This window comes from Rhodovulum sp. MB263, from assembly GCF_002073975.1.
GTDB lineage: Bacteria > Pseudomonadota > Alphaproteobacteria > Rhodobacterales > Rhodobacteraceae > Rhodovulum.
The window spans coordinates 1,212,406-1,231,853 of record NZ_CP020384.1; the positions used below are offsets into that span (position 1 = coordinate 1,212,406).

Below are 19,448 nucleotides of genomic sequence, written 5' to 3' on the forward strand. Positions count from 1 at the left end.
CGTTATCCTCCTTTGGGTCGATGGGACACAGGAGGACGACATGACCGGCATCGCGGAGTCGCGGATATTGATCATGGCCACCGATGGTTTCGAGCAAGCCGAGCTTGAGGAGCCGCTGACGGAGCTTCGCGCCAGGGGGGCGCAGGTCGATATCGCCAGTCCCGGCGGCGCGCCGATCACGGGCTGGAAGAACCGGAACTGGGGCGCGACCCATGAGGCGACCAAGGCGCTGAGCGATGTAAGGGTCGGGGAGTATGATGCGCTCGTGCTGCCGGGCGGGCAGATGAACCCCGACAGCCTGCGCGTCGCGCCCGAGGCGGTGCGGCTGGTCAGGGGCTTCGTTGCCGAAGGCCGGATCGTCGCCGCGATCTGTCATGGCCCCTGGCTGCTGGTCGAGGCCGGGGTGGTCGAGGGGCGGGAGATGACCTCGTGCCGCTCGATCCGGACCGATCTCGAGAATGCCGGTGCGATCTGGGTCGACGCGGCCGTCGTCGTCACGAACGGCATCGTCACCAGCCGCGCGGCGCAGGATCTCGGGGCGTTCGTTGCGACGATCGCGGAGGAGATCGAGGAGGGGCGGCACCGGCGCAAGGTGGCATGACCTGGCCTTTTGAATGGCCTGACCCTGTCGCGATGTCGGCGGTCCTTTGCCCATTGGCGGGCGTGTTTCTTGCCGCAGGGGTCCGGTTTCGGTCATAAGGGCGCGCGGGACATGGTGCCCGATGTTGCCTTCCGGAGCCCCGATGCGTCGTCTTGCCCTTGTTCTCGCTCTTTCGCTTCTGACCCTCGGCTGCAGCCAAACCGATATTGCAGACAGGGGACGCGGTCTTCCGGCGATGCGCTGGGACCACATGCCCGAAGCGACGGACTGGACCAAGGCCAGCCTCGATGCGCTAAGCCTTTACGGCACCGGCCTCACCGAAACCGTCCCGGCCGATATCCAGACCTGGTGTCCGGCCTATGAAAAGGCCCGCCCGGCGCAGCGCCGCGCCTTCTGGGCGGGGCTGTTCTCGGCGCTGGCCAAGCATGAAAGCACCTGGAACGAGGCCGCGGTGGGCGGCGGCGGCCGCTGGTTCGGTCTGTTGCAGATCTCGCCTGCCACCGCGCGCTATCATGGCTGCGCGGCCACCAGCGGTTCGGCGCTGACCGATGGAAAGGCCAATCTGAGCTGTGCGGTACGAATCGCCTCGAGCGCGGTCGTCCGCGACGGGGTGGTCGCCGCCCGCGGCCGGGGCGTTGCCGCCGATTGGGGACCGATGACCGTGGCCTCGAAGCGCGAGGAAATCGCGGCCTGGACCCGGGCGCAGTCCTACTGCCGGGGCTGATCCTGCCGGTCGGGACTTGCGTCCCGCGCCCCGAGGGGGCATTGCCTTTTGCGAACCAAATCCGATAGTTTCCATCGGAAATAGCGCGAGGCCCCGTGTGACGCCTGAGACTTCCGACCGCAGCCCGAGGCTCGAAATCCGCCATATCGACCGCATCTTCGGTGGTCGCAAGGTTGTCGACGGGGTGACGCTCGAGGTCTTGCCGGGGCAGGTGACCTGCCTGCTGGGGCCCTCAGGCTGCGGCAAGTCGACGACGCTGAGGATCATCGCGGGGGTCGACCGCCAGGATGCGGGCGAGATCCGGATCGACGGGCAGCTGGTCTGCGATACCGTCTTCCGGCTGCCGCCCGAGCGCCGCTCGGTCGGGCTGATGTTCCAGGATTTCGCGCTGTTCCCGCATCTCAGCGTGGCCGAGAATGTGGCTTTCGGGCTTTCCGGGCCGAAGGCGGCGCGGCGCGCACGGGTCGAGGCCCTGCTCGACCGGGTCGCGCTGGGCCGCTTCATCGACGCCTTCCCGCATGAGCTTTCGGGTGGCGAGCAGCAGCGGGTGGCGCTGGCCCGCGCGCTGGCGCCCCGGCCCAAGATCATGCTGATGGACGAGCCCTTCTCGGGGCTCGACAACCGCTTGCGCGACGAGATCCGCGACGAGACGCTGCAGGTGCTGAAGGAGGAGGGCGCGGCGGTTCTTCTGGTCACCCACGAGCCCGACGAGGCGATGCGCATGGCCGACGAGATCGCGCTGATGCGCGGCGGGCGGATCGTGCAGCAGGGCGCGCCCTATAACATCTACAACGCGCCCGTCGATCGCGCGGCGGCGGCCTTCTTCAGCGATATCAACGTGATCCGGGGCACGGTGCGCAATCTGCTGACGGAGACCCCCTTCGGCAAGTTCCTCGCGCCGGGCATGGAGGATGGCAGCGAGGTCGATATCATCATCCGGCCCCAGCATCTGCGGATCGATTTCGACCGCAATGGCCGCGGCCCCAATCCGACGCCCGGGGACGGGGTCGCCGCCCGCGCCCGGGTCCAGCGCGCGCGCTTCATGGGGGCGGAAAGCCTGGTCGAGTTCCGCATGGAGCATGACGGCTCGGTCCTGAAGGCCACCGTGCCGGCCGTGTTCCTGCCCGCGCCCGGCACGCCGATGTGGCTGACAATGCGCCGCGACCGCTGCTTCGTCTTTCCCGCCCAAGGGGCGGAAGGCGAGGACGGTGGAAGCTGACCCTCCGGCCCTGTCGCGGCGCCGGTCTGTGTCTCGGCAGGCAAGTGGATCTTCCGCCACGCGCCTCTTGCAGGCCGCAGGGCCGCTTACCTTCCGAGCGCGCGCATGAGTTCGTCCAGCGCGGCGTCATATCCCCGATCTTCGGCTCCCTGATCCCCGGCAGGGGCGTCGGCCGCATTTCCTTGCGTCATCGCGGTGGCCAGGGCCGCGCCATGGGTGACGTCCACGAGGATGTCGCGCCATAACCGCCCCTGGCGATCCGGCAGGCCGGCTTCTGCAAGCAGGGCCGAGATCTCCCGGGTTATCCGCTCTGCCTGTTCGGGAAAGACGGTCGGTCGGCTGAAGATGAGCAGCGTCAGGCCGGGGTGGCGCCGCACCTGCCTGTGATAGGCCCTCAGGAGCCCGCCGATCCGCTCTGTCGGCGTGCCTTCTTCGGGGGCGGCGACGCCGGCATGGGCGCGTTCCGACATCGCGCCGATCAGCCCGTCGCGGCCGCCGAAATGATGGTGGATCGTCATCGGATTGATGCCGAGGCGCTCTGCCAGCCGCCGCATGGTGAAGGCGTCGGCGCCTTCATCCTCCAGAAGCGCGAGCGCGGCCGTCAGCATCTCGTCGCGCGAGACCGGCGCGCCGGCCCGTGGCGGTCTTCCGCGGGGCCGTTTCATGCAAGGATCCGGTAGCGGGACTGCACGAGGCCGGAGGGAAAGCTTTTCGTCTCTTGATGGTGCAGCGGCATGTCCCCGGCAACGGGTCCGAACAGGCGCCGTCCCGCGCCGAGAAGCACGGGCACGGTCGTGATCACCATGTCGGCGATCAGGCCCGCCCGCAGGAAGGACTGGATAACGCGGCCGCCATCGACATAGACCTTTCGGTGACCCTCGGAGTGCAGCAGGCGCATCGCCGCGTCGGGCGATAGGCCGAGGACCCGGACCTTGTTGCCCGTCTCCCTAGACAGGTCTTCGGGCAGGTCGTCCTGCGTCAGGGTTTGCGACAGGACGACAACCGGATGCGCAAAGGGCCAGGGCCTGACCGCGCGGATTGTCTCATAGGTTCCACGGCCCATGAGGATGGCGTCGATGCCTGCGATGAAGGCGTCGTAGCCATGGTCTTCGTCGGGCGCGTCACGCTCCAGAAGCCATCCGATATCGCCGTCGTCCCGGGCGATGAAGCCGTCGAGGCTGGTTGCGATGAAAACATGTCCGGTGATCATTTCACCCCCGTATTTATACAGTGTATAAATACATATCTGCTCCCCTCTGCCGGAGCAAGACCGGCAAAGCTCAGGCTTGACCATTGGGGCGCCCCGAAGCCGCCATGGGGAGTACCCGGGGCGTTCCGGGGCGAAGGACAGGGGCGGACGACACGACCATCTGCCCGGACCGCGTGACGATCCTCCGACCGGATGTCTTTCAGCGCGCCCGTGCCGAAGGCCCGCGCCGCGCCTCTCCTGCGATCTGACATCGATGCGCGCCTTTACGCAGCCGCCAGCGCAGTGCGTTTGACGTCGCGGAGAGATCGTCTGGCCGGAAGGATGTGGCGCTCGGCCGGGCGGCGCCTCATCGGCGCCCCTTCCGGACGCTCAGCCCGTTTTCAGGTAGACATGCAGGCCATGTTCCTTGCGGCCGGTATCCTCGATCCCCTCGAACCGGCCCTGCCGGACATGCTTGAGGAAATCGTTGCCGAGCCCGACCTTCTCTCCGATCCAGAGATCGTCCCAGCGCGGCCCCACCGCGTCGGGCAGGTGGAATTCGCCGGAGGGCAGCGCGGCAAGCGCGTCCCGGATCATGGCTTCCTGATCTGCTGTCATTACACCCTCCCCGGGGTCCCCCCCGGCGATGTCGTTACGCCTGAACTGCATCCCGGGCGCACCGGCCGTGGCGGCCGGTCTGCCCGCGACTGTCGGTCCTGCCGGTCAAGACCGTGGCCGAGCGTGTCATATGGTAGTGGCGAAGGGCGTGGCGTCCATGCCGGTCAGTTCCAAAGACAGTCTGAGCAGAGGTCAGGAGAGCGTGATCCGGAGACGAGCTGCGATTCGAGATGCCCTGCGCGCCTGGCAGCCTGTGCGGTCTGTGCTGTCTCGGCGCGCGACCGTTCGCCCGGCCCGCGGCGCCGGTCGTGCGGACGGTGGGCCTGCAAGGCCGCGGGGGCTGGGCCAGAGGGCGCGCAGAAACGCAGGGTACGTCCTGTCGCCGGGCTGTCATTCGCCGACGGCGTGCCTGCGCCGCTCTGTCATCCAGTCGTCCAGCAGCTCGATCTGCCCGGGGCTCATCCGGAGCCCGAGCTTGCTGCGGCGCCAGACCACATCCTCGGCCCGGCAGGCGAATTCCCGCTCCATCAGCCAGATGACTTCCGCTCCGGTCAGCGTGGCGCCGAAATCGCGGCCGAGATCGGCGACGGCCTGCGCCCCGCCCAGGATCCTGCGGGCTTCGGTGCCATAGGCGCGCACCAGACGCCGCGCCCAGGGCCCTGTCAGGAAGGGATAGTCCTGCCGGAGCGCAGCGATCAGCCCGTCGATGCCGTCGACCGCGACATCGCCGCCGGGCAGGGGCACGCCCGCGGTCCAGGGGCCGGGCAGGTCCGGCCGGATCCCGGCGATCTTGTCCAGCACGGCTTCGGCAAGGCGGCGATAGGTGGTGATCTTGCCCCCGAAGATATTCACGAGCGGCGCGCCCGCGCGATCGAGCCGGACGACATAGTCGCGCGAGGCGGCCGAGGCCGAGCCCTCGCCTTCGTCATGCAGGGGCCGCACCCCGGAATAGGTCCAGACGATATCCGCGGCCGAGATCGGCTGCGCCAGATAGCGGTTGACGAAGCCGATCAGGTAATCGCGTTCCTCCTCGGTGCAGCGGGGCGGACCGTCGGGATCGGCATGCTCGGCATCGGTGGTACCGATCAGGGTGAAATCGGTCTCGTAGGGGATGGCGAAGACGATCCGGCCGTCCTGTCCCTGGAAGAAATAACAGCGGTCATGCTCGAACAGGCGACGGGTCACGATATGGCTGCCGCGCACCAGCCGCACCTTGTCGGTGGAGGGCTGCTGCAGCGCGCCTGAGATCAGATCGGCGGTCCAGGGGCCGGCGGCATTGACGAGGATCCGTGCCCGCCGGGTCTGCTCGGCGCCGGTATCGCCGTCGCGCAGGGTGACGGTCCAGAGCCCGTCCTCGCGGCGGGCCCTGACGATCCGGGTCCGGGTCAGGATCTCGGCGCCGCGCTCTGCCGCATCGCGGGCATTCAGCGCCACCAGTCGGGCATCCTCGACCCAGCAGTCGGAATATTCGAAGGCGCGCCGGAACCGGGGTTTGAGCGGGCGTCCTGCCGGATCCGTCGTCAGATCGAGGCTGCGCGTCGGCGGCAGGATCTTGCGCCCGCCGAGATGGTCATAAAGGAAAAGCCCGAGCCGGATCAGCCAGGCCGGGCGGCGTCCCGTCATCCAGGGCATGGCCGTGCTCAGAAGCCGCGAGGCGGGTGTGCTGGCATCGAAGCGCATGTCGCGGTCGAGCGGCAGCACGAAGCGCATCGGCCAACTGATATGGGGCATGGCCGAAAGCAGTGTCTCGCGTTCGATCAGTGCCTCGCGCACCAGCCGGAATTCGAAATATTCGAGATAACGCAGCCCGCCGTGAAACAGCTTGGTCGAGGCCGAGGAGGTGGCCGAGGCCAAGTCGCCCATCTCGGCCAGCGTGACCGACAGCCCGCGCCCGGCCGCGTCGCGGGCGATGCCGCAGCCATTGATGCCGCCGCCCACGATCAGCAGGTCGCAGGGTTGCTCGGACGGCGTTTGATCCGCGGTCGCTTCGGCTTTGCGCATCGGCATGACTCGGTCCTCCATCGGTCGGAAGCGGAGCATGGCGCCGCAGGAAGGGTCAATGAATATTTTCGTTTGTAATTCTTTTGTGTTCGTATCGAAGCGTTTTATGCCCGTTGTTGCGCGGCCTTAGCCCAGAAATGGCGCCTGAAAGCCGCATATATGGCCTGTCGGCTTGCGGAACGGGTCGCAGCCGAACATTCTCGCGGGGAAAGGAAAACCGATGACCCAGACCTTCCGCGCGCCCGACATCCTCGACATTGCCCGGCGCGAGGGCCGTGTCACCGTCGAGGGGCTGGCCGAGCATTTCGGCGTGACCGTGCAGACGATCCGCCGCGACCTGGCCGAGCTGGCCGGGGCGGGCAAGCTCGAGCGCGTGCATGGCGGCGCGATCCTGCCCTCGGGGGTGAGCAATATCGGCTACGAGGCGCGGCGCGGGCTGAATGCCGAAGCCAAGGCAGCGATCGCGGCGCGCTGTGCGGCGTCCATTCCGGAGGAGGCGTCGGTCTTTCTGAATATCGGCACCTCGACAGAGGCGGTGGCCCGGGCGCTGCTGACCCACCGCAATCTTCTGGTCGTCACCAACAACATGAATGTCGCGAATATTCTGGTCGAGAACCCCGATTGCGAGGTGGTGGTGGCGGGGGGAACGCTGCGGCGCTCGGATGGCGGGCTGGTGGGCGCGCTGACGATGCGCGCGATCCAGGCCTTCAAGGTCGATTACGCGGTGATCGGTTGCTCGGCGCTCGATGCCGAGGGCGACCTTCTGGATTTCGATATCCAGGAGGTGAGCGTCAGCCAGACCATCCTGACCCAGGCGCGGCGTGCCTTCCTGGTCGCCGATGCTGCCAAGTTCGGGCGCAGCGCCCCGGTCCGGATCGCCTCGCTGCGCGATCTCGACGCGGTCTTCACCGACCGTCCGCTGCCCGCGCCGCTGGTCGAGCGCTGCCGGGGCTGGAACACGCGGGTCGATGTGGCCGCGCCCTAGGCGGAGCGGGGCTCAGTCTTCCTGGCGCACGCCGGGCCGGCCATAGGCGCTGAGGAAAAGCCGCACGGCACTGTCGACGGTGCGGTCGATCTCGTCGGATGTGGGCGGTGTCGGGCGTTTGCCGAAGATCCGCGCGCGCCAGATCCCGGCCCCGGACAATTCGATGAACTGGGCGCTGGCCAGCACCGGATCGGGCAGCTCGAGCCGTCCGGCCGCCATCTCGCGGCGCAGAAGGTCTGCCAGGTCGACATGGGTGCGCAGCGCGGCCGCATCGTAGAACCGCACGCCCAGCTCGGGCATGCGGTCGACGATGCCCGCGATGGTGCGCTGCCATTGCACGACATGGTCCGAGCTGATGATCCTGGCCAGGTTGCGACCGAAGCTGGTCAGCTTCTCGGCCAGCGGCAGATCGCTTTGCAGCACCGCGTCGACCCCCCCGAACATCTTCTCGCGCTCTTTGGCCACGAGCGCGACGAAGAGATCCTGCTTGTCGGCGAAATAGACGTAGAGCGTGCCCTTCGAGACCCCGGCCGCGCGGCAGATGTCATTGACGCTGGTCGCATCGAAGCCCTTGTCGAGAAAGGCCCGCATCGCCCCGGCCATGATCTGGTCGCGCTTGGCGGGGTCCTCGCCCGCAGCGTGGCGGCGGCAGGCGCGACGCGGGCTGTCGCAATCCTGCGCGGTGTCCTTCTTCGCCCGGGGGGCGGTGGTCTGAGGCTCGGCCCGGGGCTCTGCCTCGGGCTCGGCTTGCGGGGCAGTGGCATCGCCTGGCGCGCTGTGCATGATACGGGTCTCCTTTCCTCTGCCCGACAGGGGCGGGGCCCGGTCGTCTGCAGGGTTTAATCGAACCAGGCAGTTCGATAAAGTCTTGAACGCTGCGGCGCGATGCCCTAGATGTCGCATCGAACCGCGTGGTTCGATAGTCTGTGCAAGTCAGGTCCTTGCCCTGCCATCGGTCCGGGCCGTCCCGTATCCGCCTTTGGCCGCAAACCGGTTTCAGGCCCAGTTCAGAAGGTTGCCGCCCATGTCCCCGCAGGACCGTTCGAGCGTTCAGGACCGCGCCCCGGTCGATGCCGCGGTCGATACCCCGTCGCGGGACGGAGGTGCCCTGCCCGGCGGGCGCAAGCGCAGGTTCCTGCTCGGGATCGCGGTGCTGGCCCTGGCGGGGGCGGGCTATGGCGGCTGGAATTACTGGACCGAGGGGCGCTTCTTCGAGGATACCGACGACGCCTATGTGCAGGCCGATATCGCCCGGATCTCGAGCAGGGTGCAGGGCTATGTCGCCAGCCTGCCGGTCGAGGAGAACGCGCATGTCCGCGCGGGCGAGGTTCTGGTGCGGCTCGAGGATGGCGATTACCGCACCGCGCTGGCCACCGCGCAAAGCCGGGTCGCGACCGCCGGGCGCAGGCTGGCGCGGATCGATGCCCAGATCGAGGCGGCGCGCGCGGCCGTCCGCCAGGCCGAGGCCGATCGCGATGCCGCCGAGGCGCAATTGCGGACCGCGGCCAACACGCTCGAACGGGTCACGGGGCTGGCCGCGCGCAATTTCGCCGCCGAGGCCCAGCTCGACAGCGCGACCGAAGGCCACGACACCGCGCAGGCCAGCCTGGCCAAGGCCGTGGCGGCGGTGGCGAGCGCGCGGGCCGAGGTCGCGGTTCTGGTCGCCCAGCGTGCCGAGGCCGAGGGCGACAAGCACGAGCTGGAACTGGCCGTCGATCAGGCCGAGCGCGACCTGAAACGCACCGTGCTGCGGGCGCCCACCGATGGCATTCTCGCCAATCTGGGGATCGAGATCGGCGATCTGGTCAGCGCTGGCACGCAGCTGGCCGCGCTGGTGCCTGACGATGCGCTGTATGTCGAGGCGAATTTCAAGGAGACCCAGATGCAGGGCATCGCCCCCGGCGCGCGGGTCGAGGTGAGGCTGGATGCGCTTCCGGGCCGCAGCTTCGAGGGCCGGGTGAGCTCGGCCGCGCCCGCCACCGGCTCGGTCTTCTCGGTGCTGCCGGCCGACAATGCCACCGGCAATTTCACCAAGGTCGTGCAACGGGTGCCGGTGCGCATCGCGCTGCCGCCCGAGGCGGCGGCGACCGGGCAGCTGCGCGCGGGGCTGTCGGCTGTGGTCGCGGTCGACACGCGTTCGGGCGAGGGGGCCGCCGCCCGCCTTGCCGCCGCGCGCTGAGCCCGCCCGCACCCCGGAGCCCCGAGATGACGTCCGATGAGCCGCAACTGACGCCGCGCCGCGTGATTGCCTTCGTGGTGATGGTCTTCGGCATGTTCATGGCGATCCTCGACATTCAGATCGTCTCGGCCTCGCTGTCCGAGATCCAGGCCGGGCTTGCCGCCAGCTCCGACGAGATCAGCTGGGTCCAGACCAGCTATCTGATCGCCGAGGTGGTGATGATCCCGCTTTCGGGCTTTCTCGCCCGGATGATGTCGACGCGCTACCTGTTCGCGCTCTCGGCGGCGGGCTTCACCGTCGCCAGCTTTCTCTGTGCCACCTCGGGCAGCATCGAGGAGATGATCCTGTGGCGCGCGCTGCAGGGCTTTCTGGGCGGCGGCATGATCCCCTCGGTCTTCGCCGCGGCCTTCACCATCTTCCCGGCCTCGAAACGCAGCGTGGTCTCGCCGGTGATCGGGCTGATCGCGACGCTGGCGCCGACCGTGGGGCCGACAATCGGCGGCTATCTCAGCTACACGATGTCCTGGCACTGGCTGTTCCTGGTCAATGTCCTGCCGGGCATCGGGGTGACGCTGGGCGCCTTCCTGCTGATCGATTTCGACCGGCCCGACTGGCGGCTTTTCGACCGCTTCGACTGGTGGGGGCTGCTGGCGCTGGCGGCCTTTCTCGGCGGGCTGGAATACGTGCTCGAAGAGGGGCCAGGCAATGACTGGCTGGCCGACGAGACGGTCGCGGCCTTCGTCGTCGTGACCGTGCTGGGCGCCATCGTCAGCTTCTGGCGCGCCTTCACCCGCGACGAGCCCATCGTCGATCTCTCGGCCTTCGGCGATGTCAATTTCGCGCTGGGCTCGGCCTTCAGCTTCGTGATGGGGATCGGGCTGTACGGGCTGACCTATCTTTACCCGCTCTATCTGGCCTCGATCCGCGGCTATGACAGCCTGATGATCGGCGAGACGGTCTTCGTCTCGGGGCTGGCCATGTTCTTCACCGCCCCGGTCGCGGGCTTCCTCTCGGCCCGGATCGATCTGCGCCTGATGCTGGTCGCGGGCTTCGTCGGTTTCGCGGTCTCGACCTGGATGCTGACCGGCATGACTGCCGAATGGGATTTCAACGAGCTTCTGGTGCCGCAGATCCTGCGCGGCGTGTCGCTGATGCTGAGCATGGTGCCGATCAACAACCTGGCGCTCGGCACGCTGCCGCGCGACAAGATGAAGGGCGGTTCGGGGCTGTTCAACCTGATGCGCAATCTTGGCGGCGCGGTCGGGCTGGCGGTGATTAATACCCAGCTCTCGGACCGGGGCGATCTGCATTACGAGCGGCTGCGCGAGGCCATCACCTGGACCAATGACGCCGCGATGCGCCAGCTCTCGATGATGGTGGCGAACCTCTCGGCGCGCGGGCTTGACGGCCAGACCGGGGCGCTGGTGCAGATGGCGGCCCGGCTGCGCCAGCAGGCGACGGTGATGTCCTTCATCGATGTCTTCCTGATGCTTGCGCTGCTGTTCGGCGGGCTCGCGGCCAGCGCCTTCTTCATGCGCGCCCCCGGCCCGGCGGCAGGTGGCGGCGGCGGGCATTGAGCGGACGGGACGAGGGAGGCGGGCTCAGATCCCGGTCCAGCCCGCCAGCCCCTTGCGGAACACGGCGAGGCTGGCCGGACGGAATGCGCCATCCTTTGCCACCATCCGGGTGAGTTCGATCTGATCGCCCTCGATGGCGAGCAGCGCGAAGTCGTTCTCCTGACCGCGCAGTCGGGTCGAGAGCCCGGTGCCGACATGCACCTGCAGCACCCGCCGCCCGGCCTCGCGGGTCAGGAAGGGCTCGGCCCGCCAGCGGTGCAGATGGCCTGACAGCACGATATCGGCGCCGCAGCGCGCCAGCGCCTCGAGCGAGGGCCGGGCGTGCTTCATCAGGCTTTTCGGAGTGCCGGGAGCCTGTTCGAACGGATGATGCGCCATGGCAAGCCTGGGGCCCGGCGCGCCGTCGAAGGCCGCGCAGGCCGCGTCGAGATCGCGCCGCCGCACCTTGCCGCGCTGCCAGCGCAGCGGATCGACGGTGTTGAAGCCCTGCACCGTCAGCGCGCCGATCCGGGCCCGGGGCGCCAGATCGGCCGAGATATGGCGACGATAGCGGGCATAGGGGCAAAGCAGCCGCAGCCATGGATTGTCGAGCGGCACATCGTGATTGCCGGGCACCGCAAGCCAGGGCGGATTGAGCCGGTCGAGAAAGGCGCGGGCGGCGCGGAACTGTCCTGCTCGCGCGCGCTGGGTCAGATCGCCGGTCACCGCGACCAGATCGGCCCCGGCCGCGTTCAGCGCCCCGATCAGCGGGTCGCGCAGCTCGGGCGCGGTGCGGCCGAAATGCAGGTCCGAGATATGCGCGATGCGGATCACGCCGCGGCCCCGGGCACCAGCACCCGGAGCGGGCGGTCGCGGCGACGGATCGTCAGCGGGCTGCGCATGGTCTCGCGCTCGCCGTCGCGCGCGACCAGCACCCGCGGTCGCCCCGGGTCGATCACGATCCTTGCCGCCCGGCGCAGCTCGAAATCCTGCCCCTCCTGTGCGGCGCCGAGCGCAAGCCCGAGCGTCGCGCGCATGATCTCGATCTGACTGCCGTCCGGGGCGGTGAAAAGGGCAAAGCGGCCTTCCTCGAGCGCATCGGCGCCCTCGAGATTGAACTGCCGCAGCTGATAGGCGCTGTTGGCGACGAAGGCGAGCGGCGTGTGCAGCTCTTGCGCGACGCCGTCGAGATCGAGCCTGAGCCGCATTGCGCGGCGGGCGCCGACCAGGGTCTGGGCCACCGACCAGTAGGCCGCGACCCGGCTGCGGCCCCAGCGCCTGTAGGTGGTCTCGCGCCGCTCGAGGATCGCGGGGTACAGCCCGAGGCTGGCATTGTTGAGAAAGATCCGGCCATTCACCTCGCCCAGATGCACCTCGGCAGCGGTGCCGTCGGCCAGGGCCGCGACTGCCGCCTCGGGCTCCAGCGGGATGCCGAGCCCGCGGGCGAAATAGTTGAAGGTGCCCTGCGGGATCACCCCGAGCGGGGCGTCGCGGGCATGGCAGGCCTCGGCCACGGCCGAGATCGTGCCGTCGCCGCCCGCGGCGACCAGCGTGCCGCAGCCCCGCTCGAGCGCCTCATGCGCCAGCCCGGTCAGGCTCTGGCCCCGGCGCGGGCGCCAGATCTCGGCCTCGACCCCCGCTTGCAGGCACAGCCCGCGCAGTATGTCGCTGCGCGATCCGGGGCCGGAATGGTCTCCGGCGCGGTCGTTGACGATGAGGCAGAAGGCGGAAGATCCTGGCATCGGGTGTCCTGTCCTGGGTCCGGTCTGGGGCACTGTCCGAACGTTCCGGCGCGCGCCGCGTTCCCGGGATCGGCCCGGCCCGGCGGGGCGCCGCCGCTTTTCTGGTTCGCGGCCGGGCCGATGGGTGTTATTGCGCGTTTTGCGGGAACCCGGGCGCACCCTCGCGCGTTGGACGGGACGTGCTGAAATGCCCACAGGAAATCCGGAGGAAATGCCCTTGAGCCTTCTGTCCGTCTTTGCCCGCCCCACCGAAGGGGTCGGCCGGGAGAGCCGCGCATGAACGCCGCCAGCCAGACATCGTCGCGGCCGGGCCAGGCTGCGATCCGCCCCGGCCAGTACAGTGCCCGCGACTGGCGCATTGCGATCTTTCGCGTCTGGCAAGGCATGGATGAACGCAACGTCGCCCTGATCGCGGCCGGCGTGGCCTTCTACAGCTTCCTGTCGATTTTTCCCGCGCTTGCCGCGCTGATCGCGATCTGGGGCTTTCTCGCCGACCCGACCATGATCCAGGAGCAGCTGTCGATGGCCTCTGAGGTGCTGCCCGCCGGCGCCTACGAGGTCATGCAGCGCCAGGTCGTGGCGCTGGTCGGCACCAGCTCCTCGACGCTGGGCTGGACCAGTCTGGTGTCGATCCTGCTTGCGATCTGGAGCGCGCGGGCGGCGGTTGCGGGGCTGATCCGCGGCCTCAACGCCATTTACGGCGAGAAGAACCGGGGCAATCCGATCGTGAGGATTGCCCTGGCGGTGGCGCTGACGGCGGTTCTGATCTTCGTGGCTCTTCTGGCCTTCTCGGCGGTGGTGCTGATCCCGGCCGTGCTGGCCTTCGTCAAGCTGCCCGCAGCCATCGAGCTGCCGATCACCCTGCTGAAATGGGTCCTGATGCTGGGCGTGGTCTTTCTGGCCATCGCGCTGGTCTACCGCTACGGTCCGAACCGCCGTGCCGCGCGGCTGCAATGGGTGACGCCGGGGGCGGTCTTCTCGGTCTGCGCCTGGGCGCTGGGCTCGGTCGCGCTGGCCGCCTATATGCGCAGTTTCGACCGGCTCAACGAGGTTTACGGCTCGCTGGGTGCGGTGGTTGCGCTGCTGTTCTGGCTGTATCTCAGCGCAGCGGTGACGCTGATCGGCGCGGCGCTGAATGCCGAGCTCGAGCTGCTGACCCGGCGCGACAGCACGACCGGCCCCGAGCGCGCCGTGGGCGACCGCGGGGCCCATGTCGCCGATCATGTCCGCGACGAGACCGGGACGCTGAAGAACGGCAAGGCGCCGTCTTCGGACACCGCCGGACGCGGTGCAGAGGAGACGACGTCCGGGCTCGGCTGAAACGAGCCATCCGGCGGCGGGCGCGCGCGCCCCGGGCGCGGCGGTGAGACGATGCCCCGCCGCATCGCCTGGGGGGCGCGTGTCGGTCCTGTCCGTCACCCGAGCGCAGAGGCCTCCGGTCCCGTGCACGGGCTTCGGGCGGGGCCGAGATGTCCGTCTTTGAGGCAAGCTCCTTTGCAGCAGAATGACGGGGCATTGTCGAAAACCTGCAGCTTTTCGATGACCTTCTGCCTTATCAGCGAAGGCGGATCTGAAACAGCGCGCAGAAAAGGGCAGAGCGGCCCGATTGAGACCTGCGGTCAGGCGCTTTGCGATCAGGCAGGCGGGCAACATATTTTCTTCTGCGCCGCGATCCCTGAGTTTTTTCTTGATTGAAATTTTAAGTCAATTCTATCTTGATTCACGCAATATCATAAAAATAACGAGCAGGACGTGAAAATGACCCAGATCGCAGAATTTGCGCCCGTGCCTTTTGCATGGACGCGCGGACTGGTCAGCGCGCGCGCGGGCGCCTTGCTGGCCGATCTGTTTCCCCGGGCGCGCGACGCCCGGGCGGGCGAGTGCATTGGTCTTGTCAAACGCTTCATCGCCTTCGGGCGACGGTCGCTGACCGGGCATCCGGCCGAGGCGCTGGTGGTGATCGGCGAGGAGGGCCGACCGGTCTGCCTGTCGGCCCGGCATCTTGATCCCGAGGCCCGGCAGGACCTGTTCCGGCTGGAGGAAATCCTGTCGGCGCCCGGTCTTCTGGCCTATGGCGCGCTCACGCCGCATGCCTCCGAGCTGCATCGCGCGACAGCCCCGCCCAGGGCGCTGGAGCTGATCCTCGGTGCCGATGTGCATCTGCTCAGGACGCTGGACTGGCGCGCCGATATTGCCGGGCGGCGCCGGGCGGGCGAGCCTCTTTCTCGCGCGCTGGCCGCCAATCTGCGGCTCCTGTCCGAGCATCCCGGCTCGCATGAGGCGGTCGAACAGCTCCGCGACCGGCTGGAGGCTCAGGCCGGGCTGTTGCTGGGGCTGCTGAGTTTCGACGAACCGGTCCTGCCCGCGCTGGCCCCGATCGCGGCCTGACCGGGCAGGACGGGCCGGGGCCGCGCGTCTCAGCGTCCGGTGATCTCGACCCGGCCCGAGACCCGGGCGCCCTTGCTCGAGGTCAGGCTTTTTGCGCTCAGATCGGCCTGGACCCGGGCCGAGGCCGAGAGCGTGAGATCGGTGCAGGTGACGCGGCCCGAGATCGTGCCGTTGATGGTGACCGCCTCGGCGGCAAGGGCCCCTGTGACCTGTCCGGTCGCGCTGACCTCGATCGTCTTGGCGGTGATGTTGCCCTTGACCTGTCCGTTGACGATCACGGCGCTGTCCTTGGCGACGAGATCGCCTTCGATCGTGAGGTCCTGCGAGATGATTGCCTGGGCCATATACGCCGCTCCGCTCTGGGGTCTTGTTTCGGGCTCTCAATGCGGCGGGATGGCGCCGGCCACAAGCCCTGTCCCCGGCCGGACCCGCCTTCCCGGCCCACCGTTGCCCGGTTGCGACGGGCCCCGGACCGGCGGCGCGGCTTTTGGGGCGGTCCGCAGACTCGGCGCCGCCGGTCCGAACAACGCTCGAGATGGCCTTGGCGTCCCGGAGGGGAGGATGCCTTGATGGCGGTTGTGTATCGACCCAGCGGAATCTGCTCAGGTTAAGCCGCTAATGTGAATGCCTCAGCAGGCGTGCGCATGGCAAGCGCCTTATGGGGGCGGCGGTTATTGTAGAAGGCAATCCAGTCACCGATGACGCGCATCGCGTGTTGGATGCTTTCGAAGCGGTGCCGATGCACGCATTGCTCCTTGAGCGTCCGGATGAAGCGCTCGACCATGCCGTTCTGCTGTGGGCAGTGAGGGGTGATGAACTCCTGCTTCAGCCCGTACCCGCGGACGATGGTCGTGAAGTGGTTGCTGGTGAAGACGAGCCCATTGTCCGAGCGGAGCAGGAACTCCTCCTCGACCCGGCCCAGGGTACCGAACCTCGCGATCAGGGCATGCTCAAGCGCGGCGCTGGCCGTCGCGGCCTTGCCGGACTTCGACAGGTGCCAGCCCAGCAGCCCGCGCGTGTGGCAGTCGATCACCAGGGGCAGCGAGGCCCAGCCGTCCTTGCCGCTCCAGATGCGTGCGAGATCGGTCGACCATCTCTCGTTCGGCGCAGCTGCGACAGACGGAACAGCCTGGATGCGGGGCCGCATGCCCACGGCGCGCTGGCTGCCGAGCACGGCGAGAAGAAGACGGTGATGATTGATGCGACTTACCTGAAGGCACATCGCACCGCGTCCAGCCTGGGCGCAAAAAAGGGGAGCGTGGTCGCCTGATCGGTCGCACCAAGGGCGGCATGAACTCCAAGCTGCATGCCATCTGCGACAGCAACGGGCGCCCGATCAACTTCTTCGTCTCCGCTGGCCAAGTCAGTGATTACATCGGGGCGCGAGCGTTGCTCAGCAGCCTGCCCGATGTCGACTGGCTGCTCGGGGATCGGGGCTACGACGCCGATTGGTTCCGAGAAGCGTTGTAAGACAAAGGGATACGCGCCTGCATCCCGGGCCGGAAACGGCGCAAAACAATCGCAAAATACGACAAACGCCGGAACCGTATCGAGATCATGTTCGGCAGGCTCAAGGACTGGCGGCGTGTCGCGACCAGATATGACAGATGCCCCAAGACCTTCTTCTCAGCGATCACTCTCGCCGCAACCGTCATCTTTTGGCTTTGAGTGAGAACGAGTCCTGAGCCTACCTCATCAGATACGCCCGGCTCTTGTGTTACGTGCCCGCTTTCGTCGGGAAAGAAAGTAAACTGTGCCACAAAAATTGCTCCTTTTCGCAATTTTTGTGGCATGCGGGGCAGTGTTGCAAGTGTGACCTACCGCGCGAACTTCTTGTACTTCACCCGCTTCGGCTCGACCGAGTCCGGACCCAGACGGCGGATCTTGTCCTCCTCATAGGCCTCGAAGTTGCCCTCGAACCATTCGACATGGGCCTCGCCCTCGAAAGCCAGGATATGAGTGCAGAGCCGGTCGAGGAAGAAACGGTCGTGCGAGATGATGACCGCGCAGCCCGCGAAATCCTCCAGCGCCGTTTCCAGTGCCTGCAGCGTCTCGACGTCCAGATCGTTGGTCGGTTCGTCGAGCAGAAGCACGTTGCCGCCCGATTTCAGAAGCTTGGCCATGTGAACGCGGTTGCGCTCGCCGCCCGACAGAAGCCCCACCTTCTTCTGCTGGTCGCCCCCCTTGAAGTTGAAGGAGGAACAATAGGCGCGGCTGTTCACCTCGGCATCGCCCAGAACCACGATGTCGAGCCCGTCCGAGATCTCTTCCCAGACCGTCTTGTCGGGATCGAGCGCGTCGCGGGACTGGTCGACATAGGACAGCTTGACCGTGTCGCCGAACTCGATCCGGCCCTCGTCAGGGGATTCCTGCCCCGTCAGCATCCGGAAGAAGGTCGATTTCCCGGCGCCGTTCGGACCGATCACGCCGACGATGCCGCCCGGAGGCAGCGCGAAGCTGAGATCCTCGATCAGAAGCCGGTCTCCGAAGCCCTTCTTGAGGCCCTTGATCTCGATCACCTTGCCGCCCAGCCGCGGGCCGTTGGGGATGATGATCTGGGCGCGGCTGAGCTTTTCGCGCTCGGACTGGCCGGCCATCTCCTCATAGGCCTGGATCCGGGCCTTGGACTTGGCCTGCCGGGCCTTCTGGCCGGCGCGGATCCAGTCAAGCTCGCGTTCCAGCTGTTTCTGCTTGGCCTTGTCCTCGCGGGCCTCCTGGGCCAGGCGCTTGGCCTTCTGTTCCAGCCAGCTGGAATAATTTCCCTCATAGGGAATGCCCCGGCCGCGGTCGAGTTCGAGGATCCAGCCGGTGATGTCGTCGAGGAAGTAACGGTCATGGGTGACGATCAGGATCGTGCCCTTGTACTCGATCAGGTGCTGCTGCAGCCAGGCGACGGTCTCGGCGTCGAGGTGGTTGGTCGGTTCGTCCAGAAGCAGCATGTCGGGGGCTTCGAGAAGCAGCTTGCACAGTGCCACCCGGCGCCGCTCGCCGCCCGAGAGGGTCTCGACCGGCGCATCGTCGGGCGGGCAGCGCAGGGCCTCCATCGCGACGTCGATCTGGCTGTCGAGATCCCACAGGTTCTCGGCGTCGATCTGGTCCTGAAGGGTCGTCATCTCTTCCATCAGCTCGTCCGAGTACTCCTCGGCGACCTTCATCGCGACCTCGTTGAAGCGGTCGATCTTGGCCTTCTTCCCGGCCACGCCCAGCATCACGTTCTCGCGGACCGACAGCGAAGCGTCGAGCTCGGGCTCCTGCGGCAGATAGCCGACGCGCGCACCCTTGGCCGCCCAGGCCTCGCCCGAGAAGTCCTTGTCCCAGCCCGCCATGATCCGCAAAAGCGTCGATTTCCCGGCGCCGTTGACGCCGACGACACCGATCTTGACCCCGGGCAGGAAGTTGAGGCGGATGTTCTCGAAGCATTTCTTGCCGCCCGGATAGGTCTTGGACACCCCGTCCATGTGGTAGACATATTGGTAGGAAGCCATCGCGAACGCCTCGTGCAAAAGGTGTAACAGTCACGCCAGCACATAGCGATTCCGCTGGACAAGGGCAATGACGGGCGGGTTAACGTGCGGCCCTGTCGATCGAGCGGTTGGGGCAAGTGAATGCGGGCGGGGTTTCCGAAGGCGCGGGCAGGGATGCGGGTCGGGCTTCTGGGCGGCTCCTTCGATCCGGCCCATGAGGGGCATGCCCATATCACCCGCATCGCGCTGAAGCGGTTCGGGCTCGACCGGGTCTGGTGGCTGGTCTCGCCGGGCAATCCGCTGAAGGCCGAGGGTCCGGCGCCGATGGCGCGGCGGATCGCGGCGGCCGAGGCGGTGATCCAGCATCCGCGCGTCGAGATCACCGATATCGAGGCCCGGATCGGCACCCGCTACACCGCCCAGACGCTGGAGCGGCTGATGGTGCTTTATCCCGGCGTTCGCTTCGTCTGGCTGATGGGGGCGGACAATCTGGCCAGCTTCCACCGCTGGGACCGCTGGCGCTGGATCCTCGACACCGTGCCGGTGGGGGTGCTGGCGCGGCCGGGGCAGGGGGTGGCGGCGCGCCGGGCGCGGGCGGCGCGGACGCATGCGCGCTACCGGCTCGATCCGAGCGACGCGGCTCTGCTGGCCGACAGCCAGCCCCCGGCCTGGTGCTATCTCAACATGCCGATGGTCGATCTGTCCTCCTCGGAAATCCGTGCCCGCGGCGACTGGCGGCGGCGGGGGTGAGCCGGTTGCGCCCGCTGAGCGCGGTGGCTCCG

Annotated in this window: 20 protein-coding genes and 1 pseudogene; 11 read left to right on the top strand and 10 right to left on the bottom strand. The window is 67.7% G+C overall.

Annotated elements, in window-relative coordinates:
- The first annotated feature begins 40 nt into the window (after positions 1-40).
- From B5V46_RS05790 to B5V46_RS05800, 3 genes are all read left to right on the top strand, one after another.
- Positions 41-601 carry a type 1 glutamine amidotransferase domain-containing protein gene (locus B5V46_RS05790; protein WP_080615715.1) on the top strand — a complete coding sequence of 187 codons (561 nt, stop codon included), beginning with the start codon at positions 41-43 and terminating at the stop codon, positions 599-601.
- A 142-nt stretch (positions 602-743) separates the two neighbouring features.
- The gene (locus B5V46_RS05795) at positions 744-1,325 is read left to right on the top strand and encodes a transglycosylase SLT domain-containing protein (protein ID WP_155773961.1); all 582 of its coding nucleotides are present in this window, start codon (positions 744-746) and stop codon (positions 1,323-1,325) included.
- Between the two features lie 73 nt (positions 1,326-1,398).
- Entirely contained in the window at positions 1,399-2,544 is a 1,146-nt protein-coding gene (locus B5V46_RS05800; RefSeq protein ID WP_155774155.1) for an ABC transporter ATP-binding protein, read from the top strand.
- 86 nt (positions 2,545-2,630) lie between these two features.
- On the opposite strand, the gene B5V46_RS05805 is transcribed toward B5V46_RS05800, so the two are convergent.
- From B5V46_RS05805 to glpD, 4 genes are all read right to left on the bottom strand, one after another.
- A complete protein-coding gene (locus tag B5V46_RS05805) occupies positions 2,631-3,209 on the bottom strand; it encodes a TetR/AcrR family transcriptional regulator (protein ID WP_080615717.1) in 579 nt (192 codons plus the stop codon).
- Positions 3,206-3,838 (bottom strand): dihydrofolate reductase family protein, encoded by a 633-nt coding sequence (locus tag B5V46_RS05810; protein ID WP_231119248.1) that lies wholly within the window; start codon positions 3,836-3,838, stop codon positions 3,206-3,208. The genes B5V46_RS05805 and B5V46_RS05810 overlap by 4 nt, the downstream gene beginning before the upstream one ends.
- A 285-nt stretch (positions 3,839-4,123) precedes the next feature.
- Positions 4,124-4,351: a DUF1413 domain-containing protein gene (locus B5V46_RS05815; protein ID WP_080615719.1), complete on the bottom strand. Its 228-nt coding sequence runs from the start codon at positions 4,349-4,351 to the stop codon at positions 4,124-4,126.
- A gap of 390 nt (positions 4,352-4,741) precedes the next feature.
- The gene (gene glpD / locus B5V46_RS05820; protein ID WP_231119249.1) at positions 4,742-6,358 is read right to left on the bottom strand and encodes a glycerol-3-phosphate dehydrogenase; all 1,617 of its coding nucleotides are present in this window, start codon (positions 6,356-6,358) and stop codon (positions 4,742-4,744) included.
- Between the two features lie 214 nt (positions 6,359-6,572).
- On the opposite strand from glpD, the gene B5V46_RS05825 reads away from it, so the two are divergent.
- Positions 6,573-7,337, top strand: a complete 765-nt coding sequence (locus B5V46_RS05825) for a DeoR/GlpR family DNA-binding transcription regulator (RefSeq protein WP_080615720.1) — start codon at positions 6,573-6,575, stop codon at positions 7,335-7,337.
- Positions 7,338-7,349: 12 nt separating this feature from the next.
- Here B5V46_RS05825 and B5V46_RS05830 read toward each other — a convergent pair whose 3' ends face one another.
- On the bottom strand, positions 7,350-8,120 hold the full coding sequence (locus tag B5V46_RS05830) for a TetR/AcrR family transcriptional regulator (RefSeq protein WP_080615721.1): 771 nt from the start codon (positions 8,118-8,120) through the stop codon (positions 7,350-7,352).
- 241 nt (positions 8,121-8,361) lie between these two features.
- Between B5V46_RS05830 and B5V46_RS05835 the strand changes: the two genes are divergently transcribed.
- Both B5V46_RS05835 and B5V46_RS05840 read left to right on the top strand, forming a co-directional pair.
- Complete coding sequence (locus tag B5V46_RS05835) at positions 8,362-9,516, top strand: HlyD family secretion protein (RefSeq protein WP_080615722.1); 1,155 nt, start codon at positions 8,362-8,364, stop codon at positions 9,514-9,516.
- Positions 9,517-9,542: 26 nt separating this feature from the next.
- Entirely contained in the window at positions 9,543-11,093 is a 1,551-nt protein-coding gene (locus tag B5V46_RS05840; protein ID WP_080615723.1) for a DHA2 family efflux MFS transporter permease subunit, read from the top strand.
- A 24-nt stretch (positions 11,094-11,117) separates the two neighbouring features.
- Here the strand turns inward: B5V46_RS05840 and B5V46_RS05845 are convergent, their stop codons facing one another.
- Both B5V46_RS05845 and B5V46_RS05850 read right to left on the bottom strand, forming a co-directional pair.
- Positions 11,118-11,906 (bottom strand): metallophosphoesterase, encoded by a 789-nt coding sequence (locus B5V46_RS05845; protein WP_080615724.1) that lies wholly within the window; start codon positions 11,904-11,906, stop codon positions 11,118-11,120.
- On the bottom strand, positions 11,903-12,814 hold the full coding sequence (locus B5V46_RS05850; protein WP_080615725.1) for a diacylglycerol kinase family protein: 912 nt from the start codon (positions 12,812-12,814) through the stop codon (positions 11,903-11,905). Before B5V46_RS05850 ends, B5V46_RS05845 begins: the two co-directional genes overlap by 4 nt.
- Before the next feature lie 363 nt (positions 12,815-13,177).
- On the opposite strand from B5V46_RS05850, the gene B5V46_RS05855 reads away from it, so the two are divergent.
- The 3 genes from B5V46_RS05855 to B5V46_RS05860 all read left to right on the top strand — a co-directional run bounded on the left by B5V46_RS05855 (position 13,178) and on the right by B5V46_RS05860 (position 15,202).
- Complete coding sequence (locus tag B5V46_RS05855; protein WP_080617968.1) at positions 13,178-14,134, top strand: YihY/virulence factor BrkB family protein; 957 nt, start codon at positions 13,178-13,180, stop codon at positions 14,132-14,134.
- A 219-nt stretch (positions 14,135-14,353) separates the two neighbouring features.
- Complete coding sequence (locus tag B5V46_RS19655) at positions 14,354-14,509, top strand: hypothetical protein (protein ID WP_155773962.1); 156 nt, start codon at positions 14,354-14,356, stop codon at positions 14,507-14,509.
- A 63-nt stretch (positions 14,510-14,572) separates the two neighbouring features.
- Positions 14,573-15,202, top strand: coding sequence for a hypothetical protein (locus B5V46_RS05860; RefSeq protein WP_080615726.1), 630 nt, complete (start codon positions 14,573-14,575; stop codon positions 15,200-15,202).
- 29 nt (positions 15,203-15,231) lie between these two features.
- On the opposite strand, the gene B5V46_RS05865 is transcribed toward B5V46_RS05860, so the two are convergent.
- Both B5V46_RS05865 and B5V46_RS05870 read right to left on the bottom strand, forming a co-directional pair.
- Positions 15,232-15,546 carry a polymer-forming cytoskeletal protein gene (locus B5V46_RS05865; protein WP_080615727.1) on the bottom strand — a complete coding sequence of 105 codons (315 nt, stop codon included), beginning with the start codon at positions 15,544-15,546 and terminating at the stop codon, positions 15,232-15,234.
- Positions 15,547-15,809: 263 nt separating this feature from the next.
- The gene (locus tag B5V46_RS05870; RefSeq protein WP_369822812.1) at positions 15,810-16,424 is read right to left on the bottom strand and encodes an IS3 family transposase; all 615 of its coding nucleotides are present in this window, start codon (positions 16,422-16,424) and stop codon (positions 15,810-15,812) included.
- Here B5V46_RS05870 and B5V46_RS05875 point away from each other — a divergent pair.
- Positions 16,362-16,870, top strand: a pseudogene (locus B5V46_RS05875) (IS5 family transposase); the annotation flags it as partial. The gene B5V46_RS05870 and the pseudogene B5V46_RS05875 overlap by 63 nt on opposite strands.
- Before the next feature lie 149 nt (positions 16,871-17,019).
- Here the strand turns inward: B5V46_RS05875 and ettA are convergent.
- Positions 17,020-18,687: an energy-dependent translational throttle protein EttA gene (ettA, locus tag B5V46_RS05880; protein WP_080615728.1), complete on the bottom strand. Its 1,668-nt coding sequence runs from the start codon at positions 18,685-18,687 to the stop codon at positions 17,020-17,022.
- Between the two features lie 120 nt (positions 18,688-18,807).
- On the opposite strand from ettA, the gene B5V46_RS05885 reads away from it, so the two are divergent.
- A complete protein-coding gene (locus B5V46_RS05885) occupies positions 18,808-19,416 on the top strand; it encodes a nicotinate-nucleotide adenylyltransferase (protein ID WP_080615729.1) in 609 nt (202 codons plus the stop codon).
- The last annotated feature ends 32 nt before the right edge of the window (positions 19,417-19,448 follow it).

Coding starts and splice junctions, on each gene's coding strand:
- B5V46_RS05790 (WP_080615715.1), top strand. CDS start 41: ATGACCGGCATCGCGGAGTCGCGGATATTGATCATGGCCACCGATGGT.
- B5V46_RS05795 (WP_155773961.1), top strand. CDS start 744: ATGCGTCGTCTTGCCCTTGTTCTCGCTCTTTCGCTTCTGACCCTCGGC.
- B5V46_RS05805 (WP_080615717.1), bottom strand. CDS start 3,209: ATGAAACGGCCCCGCGGAAGACCGCCACGGGCCGGCGCGCCGGTCTCG.
- B5V46_RS05810 (WP_231119248.1), bottom strand. CDS start 3,838: ATGGTCAAGCCTGAGCTTTGCCGGTCTTGCTCCGGCAGAGGGGAGCAG.
- B5V46_RS05815 (WP_080615719.1), bottom strand. CDS start 4,351: ATGACAGCAGATCAGGAAGCCATGATCCGGGACGCGCTTGCCGCGCTG.
- glpD (WP_231119249.1), bottom strand. CDS start 6,358: ATGCCGATGCGCAAAGCCGAAGCGACCGCGGATCAAACGCCGTCCGAG.
- B5V46_RS05825 (WP_080615720.1), top strand. CDS start 6,573: ATGACCCAGACCTTCCGCGCGCCCGACATCCTCGACATTGCCCGGCGC.
- B5V46_RS05830 (WP_080615721.1), bottom strand. CDS start 8,120: ATGCACAGCGCGCCAGGCGATGCCACTGCCCCGCAAGCCGAGCCCGAG.
- B5V46_RS05835 (WP_080615722.1), top strand. CDS start 8,362: ATGTCCCCGCAGGACCGTTCGAGCGTTCAGGACCGCGCCCCGGTCGAT.
- B5V46_RS05840 (WP_080615723.1), top strand. CDS start 9,543: ATGACGTCCGATGAGCCGCAACTGACGCCGCGCCGCGTGATTGCCTTC.
- B5V46_RS05850 (WP_080615725.1), bottom strand. CDS start 12,814: ATGCCAGGATCTTCCGCCTTCTGCCTCATCGTCAACGACCGCGCCGGA.
- B5V46_RS19655 (WP_155773962.1), top strand. CDS start 14,354: ATGACCTTCTGCCTTATCAGCGAAGGCGGATCTGAAACAGCGCGCAGA.
- B5V46_RS05860 (WP_080615726.1), top strand. CDS start 14,573: ATGACCCAGATCGCAGAATTTGCGCCCGTGCCTTTTGCATGGACGCGC.
- B5V46_RS05865 (WP_080615727.1), bottom strand. CDS start 15,546: ATGGCCCAGGCAATCATCTCGCAGGACCTCACGATCGAAGGCGATCTC.
- B5V46_RS05870 (WP_369822812.1), bottom strand. CDS start 16,424: ATGTGCCTTCAGGTAAGTCGCATCAATCATCACCGTCTTCTTCTCGCC.
- ettA (WP_080615728.1), bottom strand. CDS start 18,687: ATGGCTTCCTACCAATATGTCTACCACATGGACGGGGTGTCCAAGACC.
- B5V46_RS05885 (WP_080615729.1), top strand. CDS start 18,808: ATGCGGGCGGGGTTTCCGAAGGCGCGGGCAGGGATGCGGGTCGGGCTT.